19 protein-coding genes are annotated in these 17,149 nt (G+C 39.5%); 9 read left to right on the plus strand and 10 right to left on the minus strand.

The genetic code is table 11. From position 1 onward, the window contains the following. Nucleotides 1–170: 170 nt before the first annotated feature. The 10 genes from OZ410_RS13320 to OZ410_RS13365 form a co-directional block, all read right to left on the minus strand. A complete protein-coding gene (locus tag OZ410_RS13320) occupies nt 171–458 on the minus strand; it encodes a hypothetical protein (RefSeq protein ID WP_277708507.1) in 288 nt (95 codons plus the stop codon). 232 nt (nt 459–690) lie between these two features. After that, entirely contained in the window at nt 691–2,073 is a 1,383-nt protein-coding gene (locus OZ410_RS13325; RefSeq protein ID WP_277708508.1) for an endonuclease/exonuclease/phosphatase family protein, read from the minus strand. A gap of 124 nt (nt 2,074–2,197) precedes the next feature. After that, complete coding sequence (locus OZ410_RS13330) at nt 2,198–2,860, minus strand: P-loop NTPase family protein (RefSeq protein WP_277708509.1); 663 nt, start codon at nt 2,858–2,860, stop codon at nt 2,198–2,200. Beyond that, entirely contained in the window at nt 2,857–3,432 is a 576-nt protein-coding gene (locus tag OZ410_RS13335; RefSeq protein WP_277708510.1) for a hypothetical protein, read from the minus strand. Before OZ410_RS13335 ends, OZ410_RS13330 begins: the two co-directional genes overlap by 4 nt. Before the next feature lie 4 nt (nt 3,433–3,436). After that, nucleotides 3,437–3,715, minus strand: coding sequence for a helix-turn-helix domain-containing protein (locus tag OZ410_RS13340; RefSeq protein WP_277708511.1), 279 nt, complete (start codon nt 3,713–3,715; stop codon nt 3,437–3,439). Nucleotides 3,716–3,970: 255 nt separating this feature from the next. After that, a complete protein-coding gene (locus tag OZ410_RS13345; protein ID WP_277708512.1) occupies nt 3,971–4,777 on the minus strand; it encodes an RteC domain-containing protein in 807 nt (268 codons plus the stop codon). A 656-nt stretch (nt 4,778–5,433) separates the two neighbouring features. Then, nucleotides 5,434–6,051: a hypothetical protein gene (locus OZ410_RS13350; protein WP_277708513.1), complete on the minus strand. Its 618-nt coding sequence runs from the start codon at nt 6,049–6,051 to the stop codon at nt 5,434–5,436. Beyond that, nucleotides 6,048–6,389, minus strand: coding sequence for an STAS-like domain-containing protein (locus OZ410_RS13355; RefSeq protein ID WP_277708514.1), 342 nt, complete (start codon nt 6,387–6,389; stop codon nt 6,048–6,050). Before OZ410_RS13355 ends, OZ410_RS13350 begins: the two co-directional genes overlap by 4 nt. A gap of 1 nt (nt 6,390) precedes the next feature. Next, on the minus strand, nt 6,391–7,125 hold the full coding sequence (locus OZ410_RS13360) for a hypothetical protein (protein ID WP_277708515.1): 735 nt from the start codon (nt 7,123–7,125) through the stop codon (nt 6,391–6,393). Nucleotides 7,126–7,755: 630 nt separating this feature from the next. After that, nucleotides 7,756–8,688 carry a hypothetical protein gene (locus tag OZ410_RS13365; protein ID WP_277708516.1) on the minus strand — a complete coding sequence of 311 codons (933 nt, stop codon included), beginning with the start codon at nt 8,686–8,688 and terminating at the stop codon, nt 7,756–7,758. 251 nt (nt 8,689–8,939) lie between these two features. Between OZ410_RS13365 and OZ410_RS13370 the strand changes: the two genes are divergently transcribed. The 9 genes from OZ410_RS13370 to OZ410_RS13410 all read left to right on the plus strand — a co-directional run bounded on the left by OZ410_RS13370 (nt 8,940) and on the right by OZ410_RS13410 (nt 17,141). Continuing rightward, on the plus strand, nt 8,940–9,554 hold the full coding sequence (locus OZ410_RS13370) for a recombinase family protein (protein ID WP_277708517.1): 615 nt from the start codon (nt 8,940–8,942) through the stop codon (nt 9,552–9,554). A 4-nt stretch (nt 9,555–9,558) separates the two neighbouring features. Beyond that, nucleotides 9,559–11,523, plus strand: coding sequence for a hypothetical protein (locus OZ410_RS13375; RefSeq protein ID WP_277708518.1), 1,965 nt, complete (start codon nt 9,559–9,561; stop codon nt 11,521–11,523). Between the two features lie 45 nt (nt 11,524–11,568). Further along, nucleotides 11,569–11,979: a hypothetical protein gene (locus OZ410_RS13380; RefSeq protein WP_277708519.1), complete on the plus strand. Its 411-nt coding sequence runs from the start codon at nt 11,569–11,571 to the stop codon at nt 11,977–11,979. Nucleotides 11,980–12,103: 124 nt separating this feature from the next. Then, nucleotides 12,104–13,435, plus strand: coding sequence for a Shedu anti-phage system protein SduA domain-containing protein (locus tag OZ410_RS13385; RefSeq protein WP_277708520.1), 1,332 nt, complete (start codon nt 12,104–12,106; stop codon nt 13,433–13,435). A 76-nt stretch (nt 13,436–13,511) separates the two neighbouring features. Continuing rightward, nucleotides 13,512–14,144, plus strand: coding sequence for a uracil-DNA glycosylase family protein (locus tag OZ410_RS13390; protein ID WP_277708521.1), 633 nt, complete (start codon nt 13,512–13,514; stop codon nt 14,142–14,144). Between the two features lie 816 nt (nt 14,145–14,960). Continuing rightward, nucleotides 14,961–15,386: a hypothetical protein gene (locus OZ410_RS13395; RefSeq protein ID WP_277708522.1), complete on the plus strand. Its 426-nt coding sequence runs from the start codon at nt 14,961–14,963 to the stop codon at nt 15,384–15,386. 35 nt (nt 15,387–15,421) lie between these two features. Beyond that, the gene (locus OZ410_RS13400; RefSeq protein WP_277708523.1) at nt 15,422–16,306 is read left to right on the plus strand and encodes a hypothetical protein; all 885 of its coding nucleotides are present in this window, start codon (nt 15,422–15,424) and stop codon (nt 16,304–16,306) included. 127 nt (nt 16,307–16,433) lie between these two features. Then, nucleotides 16,434–16,793: a bleomycin resistance protein gene (locus OZ410_RS13405; RefSeq protein WP_277708524.1), complete on the plus strand. Its 360-nt coding sequence runs from the start codon at nt 16,434–16,436 to the stop codon at nt 16,791–16,793. Between the two features lie 63 nt (nt 16,794–16,856). Then, nucleotides 16,857–17,141, plus strand: a complete 285-nt coding sequence (locus OZ410_RS13410) for a hypothetical protein (RefSeq protein ID WP_277708525.1) — start codon at nt 16,857–16,859, stop codon at nt 17,139–17,141. Nucleotides 17,142–17,149 lie beyond the last annotated feature (8 nt).

The following is a 17,149-nucleotide window of genomic DNA, read 5'->3' on the forward strand; positions in this document are numbered from 1 at the left end:
GACTGACATGTTGACGACCACAGTTCCCAACAACATGCCCGTCCCGAAAGAGAATATGATAACCAGGAGTGATCCTAACAAGCAAACCATTTGCAACGCAAAAAAGCTGACGGGTAATCCGAAGATCAAGGCTCGCCTTCGGATATTGCGATAGATACGGTAGGTTTTCATCAGACCACAATTCCAATGAGATAGGTAAAGATGCCTACCACGGCCCCAGCAATGAGTACAAAGACCAGTACTCGGGTGATGCCTTTTTTTAGGTCGGCATTCTCTCCGAAAAAGTGCCCGGCATTAAATAGGAAGCCGATTAGAAAGATGACTCCCAGAACTATCGGAAAGATGGTTCGGATCGTATCGGCAACATCATTAACCGAGTTTTCGATGCCACCGATTTGGGCTGAAAGGGAATGGGTAAGTAAAAGGGTTAGGGCAAAAGGAAGTATTGATTTTTTCATATCAAAAAGCTTAGGAATTAGCGATTATTGATATGGAAAAACTACGGCTTCAGAGCATCAAATGCTTGAAATTTGATTATTTGTGGATAAGCAAGAAATGCAATGCAGGATGTGGATAAAAGTGTTTAAATAGAATCAAATGCAGTAAATGTTCTTTAGGGAATCTGTTAAGAACAAGGGAGCTTGGAGGCTCATTCCCTTTTAAAAAGCTCAAGTAAGCACGATTCAACCTTTAGGTTGATTCAATCTTGTCTAAATACTCGTTACTAAAATCATTCCTTAGCTCAATCCACATAGGCAGATGATCAGACATTTTATAGGTCCGCCAGTTTTTGAAACTAGATTTTGATTTAAGCCCATTCTCTGGGCTTTCATTTATATAGAGATCTTCCTCCCCGACTTTGAAAACATGTTCGAAGAAATCAAAAATATTGGCGCCTTTAATATCCAATCGTGCATATTGTGTTACCCGGTTTGGTTTCCAAAAGGCGATCTGGTCATACGCCTTATTTCGTTCCACGTTGGATCCGGGAATATCTTGTAATTCCTGCGGAATGACAAAATCATTCGATTTGAGAGCGGCCATCGTGGGATGGCCTTCACCAATGATATTAAAATCGCCTAGGACTCCTAAAAAGGTCTCACTATCTTCTTTGAATTCACTCTTGGCCTTATCGGCTAAAGCCTTGGTCAATTGCCGAATTTCGTCTCTTCTTTGGTTTAGTATGCTTGGATCACTGGAATCGCCATAATAAATATGAACGGTGCACAGGTTGATCTTTAGCCATCCCGTCTGAAAGGCAATCAGGAAAGGGGTTCGCGCAAATTGCTTGAATGAATCATCGAAGGAATTCTCGGGAAATCGTAATCGAAAATCCGATCCATTTACGGATCCGGTTGGAATGGTTACCGTGGCCTTTCCTCGTGCTGGACTGGCTACATTGGTTCCTTTGGTTACCGTTAATTTTGATCCAGCTGGAATTTCCAGGGAACAGTTTTGGGGTAGGGGAATTTCAAGATCCAGGTCGAGCTTTTTTTGACCATTGGATGTTTTTAATCGCGCATCATAGGTGCCGGAAAGATCATTATTTGCGGGAAGGTTAAGCGATAAGCCATTTTCAAGTTTAATGCGTTCTCCAAAAGCTGCTCGAATTTTAGCACCATCTTCCAAGGTAAGTTCTCCAGCAATATTTTTGAAATGAACCTTATTGCGGTCATGGAGAAATACCATGCGCTCCCCATTGCCGGCTTTGCCATCTGTTACATCCGTTGCGATAAAGGACCAGTCTGGGCCTAGGATTTTCAGAAGGCGATTAAATTCCTTTAAATCCCCTCGGACTTCCTGCAGGGCGACAATATCAAAATGTGATATGATTTCGGCGATATAATAAAGGGGTTCGAAGTCACGCCCCTTGAACTTGCTTCCACCAAATTCTCGAATATTCCACGTAGCAATCTTAATGGTTTTATCGCGAGCCGTTGCGTTGCTGCTGGTATTAAAATGGTCTAATATGGCAGCCCGAAGCGCTTTTAATTTTGCTGCTGTTCTTTTTTTCTTGCTTATCAGCTCGGGTGAATTACCGGGCCGGATTTTGAGATTGGTGTAAAATGGCATGACTCGATGACATGTAGTTTAACTTGCGGTGATATGAACATGTAAGAAGATGGCCACTTTTTTGGTATTCTGGAAGTGTTTTTGTGTAGATGGCTTTCAATTCGGTGTAAACGGGTGATGTAATTTACCTGCGTTTATCCTTAGAATCAGCGTCAAAGGCTATGAGGTTGAATAGTTCCCGCATACGACTTCGAACCCGGTTACCATAGCGATCCTCGAGTTCTTGTGCATTCAGGTTGGTGGTGGCATGGGTTTTTACCTTGTGCAGAACAAACAGCTCATAGCGGGAAAGCAAAATTTCTCCTAGAACGTTACACTCCTGCCCAAAGTGTTTGCCACTAGGTTCTACTCCCAGGTCATCAAAACAATAGGAGCCATGGTCTCCGTAATCCTGAAGTGCTTTGGATCCGATGTGATTATAGGCAAACACAATATTTCGGCTCGAGAGGACCGAATAGGGCCTTTTATGAGGCACAATCAATTTTAGAAGCCGCATAAAGCTTGTTTTTCCACAACCGATGGGCCCAGATAGTAAAATGCCCTTATCCGGATCTATCCCGTGATTTTTGCACATGATTTCATCTTTTATGAAATAGTGAATCAGCTGGGTGAGAATGCCGTGGTCTTCAGGGTAAATTTGAAAAGTCTCACCGAAGAGTTGCTTTCCCTTGAATTCTAAAAAGTCCCGAATTCGTGAAAATTCATAATGGATTTCTCGACCCTGGATGGAACCCAGGCGAAACGTTCTATTTCCCTCAACGATCAGATGTGGGGCCTGAAAATTCATAACGGTTCGGCGTAATTTTTGGGATGTGAAGCTTTGAGATTTCCAGGTTCATTTTTGGATGCACTTTCATGCTTCCTTGATTGGGTAGGGGCAACTTTTTCTTTATTTAATTTCTTTTTTTTAATGTTTTTATCTGTTTGTATTTGTTTGTTATAAGGTACCAGCGCTTGTCCAGGACTTGTCCAATTATTGGCCAAGTGATGGGCCATAAGCGGTACACCAGTTGTCCCGGATTCGGGACGGTCTTTTATGGGTGTTGTTCCCTTTAGTTTTCCGTAATAACGCAAGCGAATTCGACTACCCTTGAATGGATTATTCGAGGGAATGTATTTGATGTACTTCCAGGCATTGAGATCAGTAAGGCACCGATGGTAGGTGGTTTTTGAACCAATCTTGGAACTAGACATGATTTCTTCCCGGTTAATGAAAAACTCCTTTTTGAAATACTGTAGATTCCATAGATGAAACAGCGCCATATAGAGGCTTACATGGGTAGGATTCATTCGACTATCACTAGCAATTTTGTCCAGGACCACATTGAGGTGCGTGATATAATTGATCGGCTGTTCCAAGAATTCAAATTGTATTGTGTACGCGATTGCGCTCCAGCACAGTGTTGATCTCATTGGAGTCATAGTAGAGTACCCCTCCGATTTTGGTATAGGGTATGGTTCCGTTAATTCTTAAGTTTTGCAAGGTCCCAGGAGAGATTCCCAGCATTTCTCGAACCTCCTGGGATCGGAGCCATTTTCGTTTTCCGCTGAGTTTCTTGTCCTCGAAAATCTCTCGGATTTCATCGAGGAGTTCCAGTTTAAATAAGCGTAAATCATCGGTGGTAATTACGGTAGCACTCATTGAATAGGGTTTAAAAAAGCAAAGCCGCCAGGGTTATACATTTTGGTTTGACGGCTTTGCACTGATTTGACTTTCGTTTCACAAAAATGACCTCTGGTGATGGGAGTTACTCAGATGAAGCACCCCAGATGGGTGTTTTTTTAGTTGAGATTCGAAAAGAAAACAAAGCATCAATTCGGCATAAATACAGCGCTTCCAAATGCAGGATTAAGCTTAATAATAAGAAATGCAAAATTCCCAAGTTGGGTGTTTTACTTATTGGTCGTCCAATTCCATTTTAGACTGCAAGGTGATGGCCAATTGATCTAAAAACTTGGTTCGACTTTTCTTTCTAAAGCGTATCTCGGAGTAGCTGCGGTAGAAGTCTCCAAGGTCACAACCAAATTCGCATTGAAGGTATTCAGCAATCTTTTTCAGAGAGGCATTCCCATGGTTGAACACCCCACAGCTGTGCAAAGCATAAACGAGTTCAACCAGATCGACTTTTTGACCGGTCCATCTCAATGTAGAAATGCGCGTTTGCTTTTGATTGTCTAAGGATTGATTTTCCAGGTAGTCCTTGAATAGTGAGAAGGCTTTGAATTTTGCCAGAAGGGTATCATGACTGGTTGAGAAGCCAGGATCCAGAAAGTAAAGGGAATAGGTTGCCTGATTACGGGTTGCCTCTCTAGTAAAATAGAGCGGATCCATATAGGATTGCTCTTGCAGGATATAGGAAATGAATTCAGAATTATGGCGATAGAATGCATTGACCCGATCCATATGGGCCCGCAAGAACTTGTTTTGTGCTTTGGTATCCATTACCGGCACATCTTTTAAAAAGTCCTTTATTAATAGGAAATAAATGAAATGCGAAAAGGGAACGGATTTAATGGTCTTGAAGAAATTAATTTCGCAACAAGGGTCTAATTCATCATGACTAGTGAGCCAGCAGTTGAGTTTATCGAGTTGTGATTTTGATAGCTGCAAGGCACAATCAATACTGGGAAGATCAATTTGATAGTCTCCGAGGTAATCTTTGATTTCGTTTAAATAGTTCTTGTTCAATAATTGCACCTCCATTTCGATCCACGTTTATATCCTTCAAGCATGTTTCTGGAATTAATCTGAAGAACCCGATCAGAGAATGATTACCTTCCAGGAAAGATATCGGTCTAAGTTGGATCCAAATTCAAAAGCGTTCATTCGCAGTGTCTTTCCTTCTACCAGCGAGAAGACGACTTCCACATAGAAGCGATGCATGGCGTATAGGGAATAGGAATGGTTCCCTTCGACCATCTGCATCAGGTAAACACCTTGGCTGAAAAATAGCTCCCATTGCTGCTCCTTTGAGCATGCTTGAAATTGTTGAAATTCCATTGAGCTCTCGAAGTAAATGCTTGGTGCTGAATTTCCATTGCAGGGAACAACAAAAAACACATTCCCATCATCCTTGGGGAAGATAACCCAGGGAATAAGGATTCTTTTAACCAGGGATCACTTGTTTTTAGGGCAAGTTTGGCGCACCGAATTTTAGTATGAATTGCCCTTTTGGGTTACCAATACGGTTACCTGATTTCAATAGAAGTGAGTAAGAACCTGATTTATTGATCTTCCCGGTAGTATGGTGTCGGGCAGATTATGCTTTGAAATAGGTTGGCAGAAGAAAATTTGATTAAACAATAGTTCGAATAAATGAGAGGTTACAAATAGTTCAAATTTTTGAGTTGAACGTAGTTCTATAATTCAACTATCCTGAACTCAAGTGACATAAGATCTTCCATAAGTCGATGATATTCCTTTATTTCGATTTTAGCCAAATCAAGATCAATTGAGTCAAGTGACACGGAATTTATTTCGGATCCTGTTAACAAGCGCCAATACTCGATATGAGTTTTTTTCAATTTGTCCAAAGGATCCTTGGCAGAATCGCCACATCTACGATTAACAATTTTTTCGAGCAGGGTTAAACGACCATCAAGGTTTTCAGTAGCTAATAAAAGCTGATCACGATCCATCCCTTTGATAGAACCAGATTCATTGATTTCTATAAATTTATCATGTATTGAATAAGCTTCATCCCTATAAGCTTCGATAGCTTGAAGAACTATGTTACTTACTTTATCAGACTTGTCGATAAAGTACTTTATAAAATAAGGTATTAAAAAGGCAAGTAATAACGTGGTCAAAACATCCAGGATGTCCGCCAATCCGAGCTCTTTATTGAAAGAAACAAAGGGCCAGTTCTTTACGCTAATACCAAGAACGAACGCTGAAACAATAAGCAAAAGTGATAAAAAAACCACCCATCTGACCTTTCTGCCTAAGTAAGCAAAAATCTTGTTTATTGTCTTCATTGGAATTTTTGGGAAGCAGGATTCTTAATCTCAAAAACGATTTTATCAATACGGATGGGTCGCCTATCAGATTTGAATTTAAGGTGAGAGAGTACTTTATCGGAACCATATTCCAAGGACAGTTTACCGAAAGAACCTGACACAAAAGAAGAAGGATATCCGAAAACACCGTCAAGATCAATTAATATGCTGTAATCCTCAGCAATTGCCCTTTTAAATTTGGGCAACAATAGGGTATTGTAGAATTTTTCAGCTGAGTTATCCCCATCTGCTATTTCACGAGCGCCTGGATCTTCTGCAAATTCCTTTGCTATGATGATTGTGTCTTCTGTTTTCATATTAATTAATTTTTACGCTCCAGTAATATAATGTTCCATAAAACTGATTGCTAAGTCGAATATGGGATTTCTTTCTTGTGTTGATCAGGATATCGTTACTTAAGATATGAAATTCCTCAAATAGGTCATCAAAGGATTGGTCGTAAATTTGAGGTATGCCCTTACCTCTGTTGGGCTGTAAAGTCCTTGATTTTATTTCTCCTTTGAGAAGTGGCCTTACCAAATCGGAATTATTTTTAATACTAAATAATTCCATAAATTTCCTTTTGAAGTCCCTAACTGGGAGGCTCTCAAATACCCCAACACCTATATCAAGAAAGGTGTAATGAAGTAATTTTTTCTCAGGATCTTCGTATTGGTAAAGCCACCAATCATATTGATCAGGTTTTCCGGCGGAAGCATGATTATTTGTGTTTTGCATTGCCTCAATTAAAATCACATACATTGGTTCGAGTTCATCGATATACGTATAGTCTGTTTTTGAGATCAATCGCCTACAAATATTTTTGGCATCACTTGATTCAACTTTCTTATCCGAGCGTTTGTGTATTAGTTTGGCTCCCTTCGATCTACCGGAATCATAATCCAATATTGAAACATGATCAAAAAATCCCGACTGCCTGAACATCATTGCTATTGATGGATTCGAAGGTATGTTGCCCCGGGAGGACATACCATTTGTAAATTTATCACTTGCTATACATGCAGCTAGGGCTGCAATCGACTCGGGAGTCAAAGTTACTATTGAGGATAGGTCAAACTCAACGTTATAGTTTCTCTGAAAATATTGATAGGCATGGTTGAAAGTTTGGAGTGTCCCTTCTGGATTCAGTATTAATGAAACTGTTTTTGGAAACTGAATCTTTTTCCACTTTCGTTTTCTCTTTTTGTGCCGACTACTTTTACCAAGGCTCTTTTCGGCTTTTCTTTGAAACTCTCGATGTGGATATATAATCCGATTTGATTGAATTGGGTATACAGACTTATATGGCTTTTTCTTTTTGATGGCTGCGATTATCGTAACGAACTATTCAGGACTATTTAATACTCCCTATTTTCTGGACCATATTTCACAAATTGGGTATGTAAAACTGTAACCCCTCCTTAAAACCGGCCCAATATGAACTGGGAAGCACTCGAATCTAAAAGTATTTATTACATTCTTTAAAAATAATATAAGTCATTAGAAAGGAAACCTATACGGTTGCCTTTTTGAAGATAATACCGTAAGATATTGTATATTAGAATAATAAAAGTATAGTCGGAGTTTAATCCTTTCCATGATTTGACTAGTATGAGCAGGAAATACCCTATAAACTATATTCCGACATATGGTGAGGTTCTAATATAATTCGGAACACCCATTTTACCCATCATTTTCGGCGGTATCATTTAATTTTAAGCTAAATCCACCAACAAAACGTATTGAGAATAAAAACTGAGTATCTGTTAATCCTTCAATGTCATTTCTACTGCCCCCACCAATCATAGGCATTGAAAACTCAGCAATGATATTGTTAAGCCTAAAGCCGAATGATGGCTCAATACCACTGTAACTAGTATCGGTCGTTCCTAAAAATCTTGATCGCAGAGGGTCGTTGGTAGGAGAAGATATATCTCCGGCTAGTTCGCGAAATGTGTAATTAATGCCAAGTGTAACACTATACTTACGACGGTTATTATCATCACGTATCTTATCATTGGGAATAAACTCATGGAAAATTCCAAATCTCAAATTAATTGCAGAAGCATTAATTCCAATAGTTTCATTATCGGCCTCGTAATTCCATAGGACATTAGATGCATTTACTCTAAAGTTCGCTCCACTGATCCATTTTGTAATCCAATTACTTTTTTCCCAGTTTAATTCTGGATTAAAAAAGAGATTAGCATTTATAAATACCGATTGCTTGGAGCTTATCGGATTGAGAATATAGCTACCAAAGTCGCGTTTATTTGTGATTTCCCCCGCACTAGTTGTAACAGCTTTTAATGAATCTACACTGGAGGCAACATTAATGTATGCCTCCATATCAAGACTCTCAAAAAAGATCCCATCTTGGTCATTTTTAAGATAGTATCGTTCGAATATCACCCCTAATCCAGCGGAACCTTGCAATTCTTCGTTCGCCTGATTTAAATTCCCTTGAAGATTAGCTGTTCCAACAAAATCAATAAAAAATTGATTTGGTCCATCTGTGGGTGGACTAAATAAAGCCTCTTGTGAATAAATTGAATCGAGTTGACTTAGACTGATTAGGACAAACAGGAATGACACCCCACTTTGCATGTTTTTCATGATCAAGGATTTTGACTGGTTTGTAAAAGGGGGAATGATTGAAATATATTAAGAAGTGAATTCTTTATATTATATGTAAACCATAGATTTTATAGGGTTTATTGTTAATAATAAGGCAAGTTCTTATAAGTATTCCTTAACCACCGTTATACTAGACTTTTTTGATTCTCCGTGTTTACAACTTCTAAAAAGTTCATTTTGGCGTACTATATAAATAGTCTAGTTTATAACCATTATTTAAACTTTTCCGTATGGTTTTCGGATATGCAAGGGTGAGTACTCAAGAGCAAAGTTTGGATCTTCAGCTTGATGCTTTATTGAAGGAAGGTATTGCCCAAAAGAATATTTATACCGATAAAGTTTCCAGTACTAAAGAAGAGCGCAAAAGTCTTCAAAGGCTATTGAGCTATGTAAGAGACGGTGACACGATAGTGGTATGGAAACTCGACCGGTTAGCAAGGAGTTTGATTCATTTTACAAAGCTTATGACAGAACTCGAAGAAATAGGGGTAAAATTCAAAAGCATCACTGAGCCTTTCATTGATACGACTGAGAAATCTTCACACTCAGAATTCATAATCAACATTTTTGCTGCTTTAGCACAATTGGAAAGGGATATTATCATAGAGCGGACAAAAGCCGGTCTTGAATCGGCGAGGCGACGTGGAAAAGTATTGGGAGCACCGAAAGGTATTAGCAAGAAGAATCAACAGAAGGCCATACTCTGTGAAGAATATTTCAAAGAGGGAAAACTTACAGTTTTTGAAATCTGTGAACGGCTTGAAATTTCTAGAGCATCTTACTACAAGTATTTAAGGCATAGAGGCCTTTCAGGAGAAATAAGGGCTTATAACAACCAAGCATAATCTTATGCAAGAACCTGATCTAAAAAGGGTTGTCTTTTATTCCAAAGAGGACATAATGGGACCGACTCACCTAAAAAGAGGCGAAAGTATACTAAAATCCAAGGTCGAGAATGCACAACTTGATATTAATGATTTCTTAGAACGCTACCAAATCAAGAAATACCTCGACAATGGACTATATCTCAATTCCTGGACTCCTTCAGAAATATTAGATTATAAGTCCGAAGCAGATGAATATCTGATTAAAATCGGAGAGTATTTTTCTGGAATAAATAGCGGAAATATTCAAGCATTATATCGGCAAATACCACACGAGTATATTAGCTCCTTTTGGGAAATAATCAATAATCATAAGGTCTATAAAAGAATTTCGAATGATAAAATAGATGCAATTCTACGAGACAGTCCGTTCTTAATCAATACCCTCTTAGAAAATAAAGGTATAGTCGACTACTACGATACGACTATACGTGCATTTTTACTTAAATACGATAAGTCTGCTGAAATCTTACTTGCAAAATATGAGATAAAGCATGACCGTGAGATTGGTCAAAAATTACTACCAAAAAGCTTAACTCTGGAGGATAAGGAACATATTATATTGGGATATCTCGATTCAGACGATGCAAATCTAAATTATGTAGGATTGATTCCTAATGTGAAGCATCAAAGCAATTTTCAACTTTCCCCTAAGACAAGACTGAAAGCAGAGCTTTTGAACAGAAAACTAACGGAAAAGCTATTTCAAAATCAAAGTGGGTTAAGATTTGGTGTGTCAGTGTCATTTTCTGAGGAAGCAACTAAGATCATCGAAGGTTTTGTTGATGACAACCATATAGCAAACTATCGCTATAGCGTTACATTCATTAGAGAGAATAGAGAAACATACAGGCTTTTTAAAAATTTCAACTACCTATTTGATTTTATTGACGAACAAGGTAGAATAACGTTAGTAAGTAAGAGGTCTCGTCTAGGAGTACTTGAGAGAGTGATGGGTGTTCGCTCTAAGAACGAATATGTTAAAGGCACATCATTTCTGCTTTCGGAAATGACCTCCCAAGCGCAATTAGCAGGTTATGATAAAGTATTAGATGAGATTGATGTTCCTCTATTAAGAGTACTTCGAGACATCTTTACTTTAGAATTTCAAACCAAATACAATTTCCCAAATAACGCCAGATTCTCAGTTCCATCGGCTAATAATTCATCATTCGAGAAGATTAAACTATTGGCCCCAGAATTCGAAGCCAGTTTGAAACAATTCAAATTGTTTGTTGAGGATGGTGAAATTGATTTCGATCTACTAAGGATTTCCTCATTACCGGTAGCACTTAAAGACATTCCCAGTTTAAACGAATCAAAGTATATTTATTTAAACGAAGAAAATCATAAGGTTAATCAGTACACATCTTTGCTTTTTTCAGATCAGACCCTTCTAGCTTACGTGGATCCTCATAAGGAGAAACATTATAGAAACCTATGTGATCTTCTCGTCAATGAAGAAGTAAATTATGAAAATTATGAAGATTATAATAAACCTCGAATCGACTTTTTAATAAATGAGGGTTTGTTAGCTCTGGATGAGGACGAGAATATTTTGATAAAGGATTTTCACAGATTAATGATATTAAAGGACCTCTATGAAAATGAATTTGGTTCATTTCATCATTATCCAAAATTGTTTCAAATCGAGGTAAATAAGATGATTGAAGAGAACTTAATATTTAAGGAGAACACTTTATTCTCCAGAACAGAACAGTCTTATTTCAACTATTATTTGAATAAATCAGAGTTTACAAATAGTCTAGATTTAAGAAATAGCTATCTACATGGCACCCATGGTAGAGCTGAAAATGATGAAGTGCACCAAAACGTATATTTCATGTATTTGAAACTAGTTGTATTGGCTTTTTTAAAGATTGATGATGATTTGTTCATATACAATCGGTTTACTGAAGAAAGTGCCTAGCATGTTAAATATACAACTAATTACTACTCAAAAATTCTATGATAATTGAATTCAATTAATAGGAATGAAGTACTAGATAGAATACTAGGTCTTCTGATGTACAGGGATGTGCCCGTTTTTGAAAATTTATTGATTGATAGAATGGGAGACGTTACAATGTCGACATTATTTCAACTGATGCCAGACTTTGAATTGGAAGATTGGATGATTATATCTTTTCAAGAAGAACTGATCCACAAAGGTTTTGTGATAGCAGATACAGAAGGTAATCTGAAAATTACCGAAGATGGTAAAGAATTTAAAAGAAAAGGTGGGTATGCTAAGGTAGACTTAAGAGAACAACAGGAATCAATGATTCGTGAAAAAACCATAGAGGGATTTAGGTACGGGGAATGGGGATTCTACATAGCAATTATTGCTACCATCATTTCGCTGGTCTCCTTATTCTTAAAATAGAAGTCAATGAGATTAAGGTGGTAGTAATAACGCCTAATAGAATACAATTAAATGATTGCCTATATATGGGGTATAGTGCATTATGAACTGTATACATATGTTATCGGTAATTAGACCAATTTAGATGCCTAGGACAATTCAAAAGGTTAGAAAAATTCAAAAAGGTAACTACACATATGTGTATTACAAAAACTTTGACCTTACAGAGAAGGGAATGGGTTTGGCAAATGCTTATGAAAAAAATACCAGCACAAGAAAATTAAGGACAGAGACACTCGGCTGTAAAATTGACAAGACGAACAAGAAAATTTCTATTTTCCCTCCAAGTGGTTTTCCGATTGACGAAATTAAGGTTATTGGTACTTCCTCGCTAAGTAAAATTAAGGGAATCTACAACACTACTGGATTGTTTTACAAAGGATTCGGAGACATAATAGAAAGCATAATTAATCAATTCGAAAATTTAGAATCTTTCACTCTTGACTATAGGAAATCTGCAAAATCTAGTATTGCAACAAGAAATGGAAATTATTATTTAACTCTAAGCCAGAAAGATTATAACTATAGTAATGGTCTGTTTGTAGCAGAAAAACAAGTATCGACACAAAACTCTAAATCTGAAATATTTCGATATCTAAAAAAAAAGTTGCCTGAATTAACAGTGGATGATGCAGTTACTTCAAAGATAGTTTCGAAAGAATTCCGAAATCTCATTTTCCAAGAAACAATTGACGAATTGAGTGACAAAGAAGCTCACGATTTGATGTTCCAATTGTACGAAAAGTACTTGAGTGAGTCAGAAACAAAAATTGACATTTTCAAACAGACAGACACTTACAAACTTGAATACATATTAAAAGAATATGAAGAACATTTGTCAAAGCACAACAAAGACGAATTAAAATGGCAAGATTTTTTAGAGACTAACTTTCATTTAATATTCCCAGGATATAAGTACGTCATAAGGGAAGTAGATACAATTTTTGAAGCAATTGACTTAGAAGCGGAGAGCAGACCTGTTGACTTTATTGCAATTGACATTTATAATAATGTAGAGCTTATCGAGATTAAAACTCCTAATGCAAATGTTATCTCTACAAATAAAGACCATAACAACTATTATTTGCTGAATAATTGCTCAAAAGCTTGTGTTCAACTAGAAAAATATTTAATGTGTATTGAAAACAATAAGGAAAAAGTTGAGAAGCTTATAAGAAGAAAAATTGGCAATAAATATGGTGTACTTCAGAAGGATATAAATCTTTTGATAACAAAACCCAAAGCTCGACTGATAATCGGCGAGATTAAATCAATCTTAAGAAATAAGTCAAGACACGAAGATTTACAGCTTCAGAGACATAGTTTTAAAAATATAGAAATTGTAATGTTTGATGAGATTTTAAATAGTCTTATCGAGATCAACAATGAATTAAAAAGTAAAAGAAAAACCCGATAACAAGGTAAATGAAATCATAGCCGCCAATCGGCTGGCTACGCTTCATATACAAACCGTTAAAAAGTTCAAATAAAGGATGACAGAAGAAAAGTTCTTTTACTCTCTTCTTAGGGAAACCGACACAATTTTTAAGCAATCCCCCATATATAGTTTTCAGAAGGAGAGAGGTTTCAATTGGAATTATGCTATTTGCGAAACCCCAATTCAGAAATATAAGGCCTTACTTTTCGGATTGAATTGGGGCGGTGACGACATAGATACCCAATCAGAATATCCCAGATCAGATAAAGCCAATCGCAACTGGAATTTCATGTCAACGAGTAGAAAGTATTTCACCAAATATTTGAATATTGAGAACGAAAACGAATTAAATTATTCAAACCTTTGCTTTTTCCGGACACCAACAACCAAACCGCTTACAGACAAGGACTGGTCCTTATCATTACCATTGTTCGAAAAATATGTCGACTACATCAAGCCTAGGGTTGCCATTTTAATGGGAACCACAGGTGTAAATGTTCTAATGAGGCACGAAGCGTTAGTAAATTTGGAAAGATTTGAAAAATCAACTAATGGCAGGAGAAGTTTTGCATACCGCGGTAGACTCTTTAACAGGTATAAATTTTACTGCGTTCCACACCCGCAGTCTAGAATCAATTCAAAGGTTCGGGAACAATTATGGTCAGATATTACTGATCACAAAGTTTAATTAAAGGATGAAAAAGAATAAAATAATTAAAGGCACTATTCAATTCTCGGAACTAAATCAGTCATTAAATTTTGAGCCTGATGATGAAACAATTAGAATATTGGAGAAATTTTTAAATTCCTTGGAGAATCCTACTGAAGAAGACTAATAAGCCTAATTGTAACCTCTCCTGGAAGTCGGACAGATATGAACTGGAAAGTTTCCGATTTGAATAGTGGTTATTTTAGCATTATTTCCATTCATTTATTAGTAATTTAAAGGTTACCAATTCGGTTACCTCTTCAATAAAAATTTCATAATATATTGTATATTACTAATATAAAAGACATTTCGAAGTTCTGTCATCCCGACCAAGCAGAAAAGCGATTTGCGAAAGCAAATCGCTTTTTATTTTCAAGACCGCGTCAAGAGCTTGCTCTTGTAAGCGGGTCGGAAAATAAAAGGCGTGAAGCGCGCCAGCGCTTCGCTTTTCTATTTGCAACGAGGGCTGCCCAGGATTGCGCCGAGCACCAGCGAGGCGAAATCCCTCGGGAAGGCTCTACCTTGAAGTACAATGGGAGGAGAATGGTACCCGCTGGCATTACCGGTTGTTGGCGCAGTAAAAAATATATGGTTCAATGGCTGTGCCTGGTCCGTCCCGTGCCCCGGGTATTAACTTCGATTTGCAATTGGAGGCCTTTACCTTTGCTCTGCCTCCTGGGAGTATTACTACCTTTGGGACAAATGGAGTAAAGGCCATTGAAATTAATCCTCTGTTGAGGAGTCTATGCGTTTTCCAATGTATATTCAGTAAACAATAGTGATAACCAAACACCTATGGAAATCCAAATTCCGAATGCCATTATTGTTGCAGGGGGAATCGGCCAAATATTTACAGCCCTGATTTATCCCTATATCCGACACCGTGTTTTTGACTGGTATAACGATGTTAAAAAACTTAAACCCCTGAATCAGGAAATCGCAAAAACATATGGAAGATATATTCAGGGGTTAAATTTTACGTTTGGGCTCATTGCCCTCCTTATTCCCTCCGATTTAAAGAACCAATCCCATTTAGCCCTGGCCCTGACTGGACTGATTGGCGCGTATTGGATTGGAAAAGTGATTACGCAGTTCGCCTACTATCCGATGTATCAAATTCCACAAAAAACCATCTTTAGGATTGGGAGCTATGGCATGAACTTCCTGTTTGTGTTTTTCGCGCTGATCTATTCCTTGCTTTTTATCCACAACCTCGGATAGTTTCCCAAAACGGATTTGGTCATTTCTACACCTTTATGCCCCACCACCTCGTAAATTCCAACATTGAACTGGAGATTGACCTGCCCCTGGAAGGGTATGAGGCCACCCGTTTTGACTGGACCGGGAAAATCCGGGAAGTGAAATACCGTGGGGTTTCCCTTTGCGGGGCGGAACAGCGGGATGCACCCCACCCGGAGGGCCTGGGCTGGGGGTTTTACAACGAGTTTGGCATTGAAGGCGCCCTGGGGTACGGGGAGGCGCCTATAGGGGGGTGGTTCCACAAGATCGGGGTGGGGCTGCTGCAAAAAGGGGAAGGCCCCTACGATTTCCTTAAAACCTACCCGGTACAGCCCGCTGCCTTCGAGGTACAGTCTGCGGCCGACCGCCTGGAACTGGTCTGCCGGTCCGAAATGGCGCTGGGCTATGCCTATGTACTGCACAAAACCATCCGCCTGCTGGCCCATGGGTTTGCCCTGGAGTACCGCCTGGAAAACACCGGGGAGAGGCCCATACGCACCACCGAATACAACCACAATTTTACTGCCATTGGCCAGGCCCTGATAGGCCCGGAATACCGGCTTCGGTTTCCCTTTGCGCTGCGCCCGGATAGCTTCGAAGAAACCGTAAACCCCGAAGGAAAGGTGCTGTTGGGTACGCAGGATCTCAGCTTAAAAGGGACGCCCAAGGATCCTTTTTTCTTCAGCCATCTGTCCGGGGGGGAGGCCGTTACGGCCCAATGGATACTGGAGCACTCCGGGCACGGGCTGGCCCTGTCCGAACAGGGGAATTTTACCCCAGCCAAGGTAAACCTCTGGGGGTGGGGGCATGTGATCAGCCCCGAGCTGTTTCACGCCATTGCCCTGGAGCCCGGCCGGGCCACGGCATGGTCCCGCATCTATCAGGTGAAGGAACTGCCATGACCCCGACCGTATGGGTTCAGGAACGTTCCCAAGAATTACCATAAAATTGTACTTTCCTCCTGATGAACTCCATGCGGTATGCACTACCTTTCATGAGGGATTAATATCCCGAAAAGCCCTAGCAACTATGTCCGAACTCCTGCAAATCTGCCCCAAACTCCCCATGCGCAACCCGGCGCAGACCCGGGCCTATTACGAAGCCCTGGGTTTTGCCCTATTGGGGGAGTACCCCGACTACCTGATGATGGGCCGGGGCGGGGTGGAAATCCATTTCTTTGCCTTTAAAGATTTGGATCCCCCGGAAAATTACGGACAGGTGTATATCCGAACCCGGGGGATCGATGCACTGTACCGGGATGTACAAGAGCGCGGGGTATCTATTCACCCCAACGGGCCGTTGGAAGACAAACCCTGGGGGCAGCGGGAATTCTCCCTGCTGGACCCGGACCATAACCTGCTCACCTTTGGGCAGCCCCTTCCGGGCTAACCCGGAGAAACGGCCTGTTGTAACAATTCACTGCAGGTCCATACTGATACTAAAAGTTCCGAGATGGGAGGCGAAGGCAGCATGACATGGGCCATCACCAGTTTTAAAAACAACCGGGCGCTCTTGAAAAAGCGCAAGATCCGGGAACTGAAGGATGTGCTTTATGAGGTTTCCGGCAAAACGGCTGTGGAATTCCGGGAAATCAGCCCCCTGGAACTGCAGCGGGTAAAAGCGAAAATCCGTTGCCGCGCGCGCCGTGCCGTCTACTACGAAATCATGGCCTATGTAGGTGGGGTGGTGGGCGCCGCCCTGATCATTGGGTTTGTCTGGTGGATCTTTACGCCTTAACCCTTCCC

Origin of the sequence: Robiginitalea aestuariiviva (genome assembly GCF_029537735.1) — a bacterium.
Lineage (GTDB): Bacteria > Bacteroidota > Bacteroidia > Flavobacteriales > Flavobacteriaceae > Robiginitalea > Robiginitalea aestuariiviva.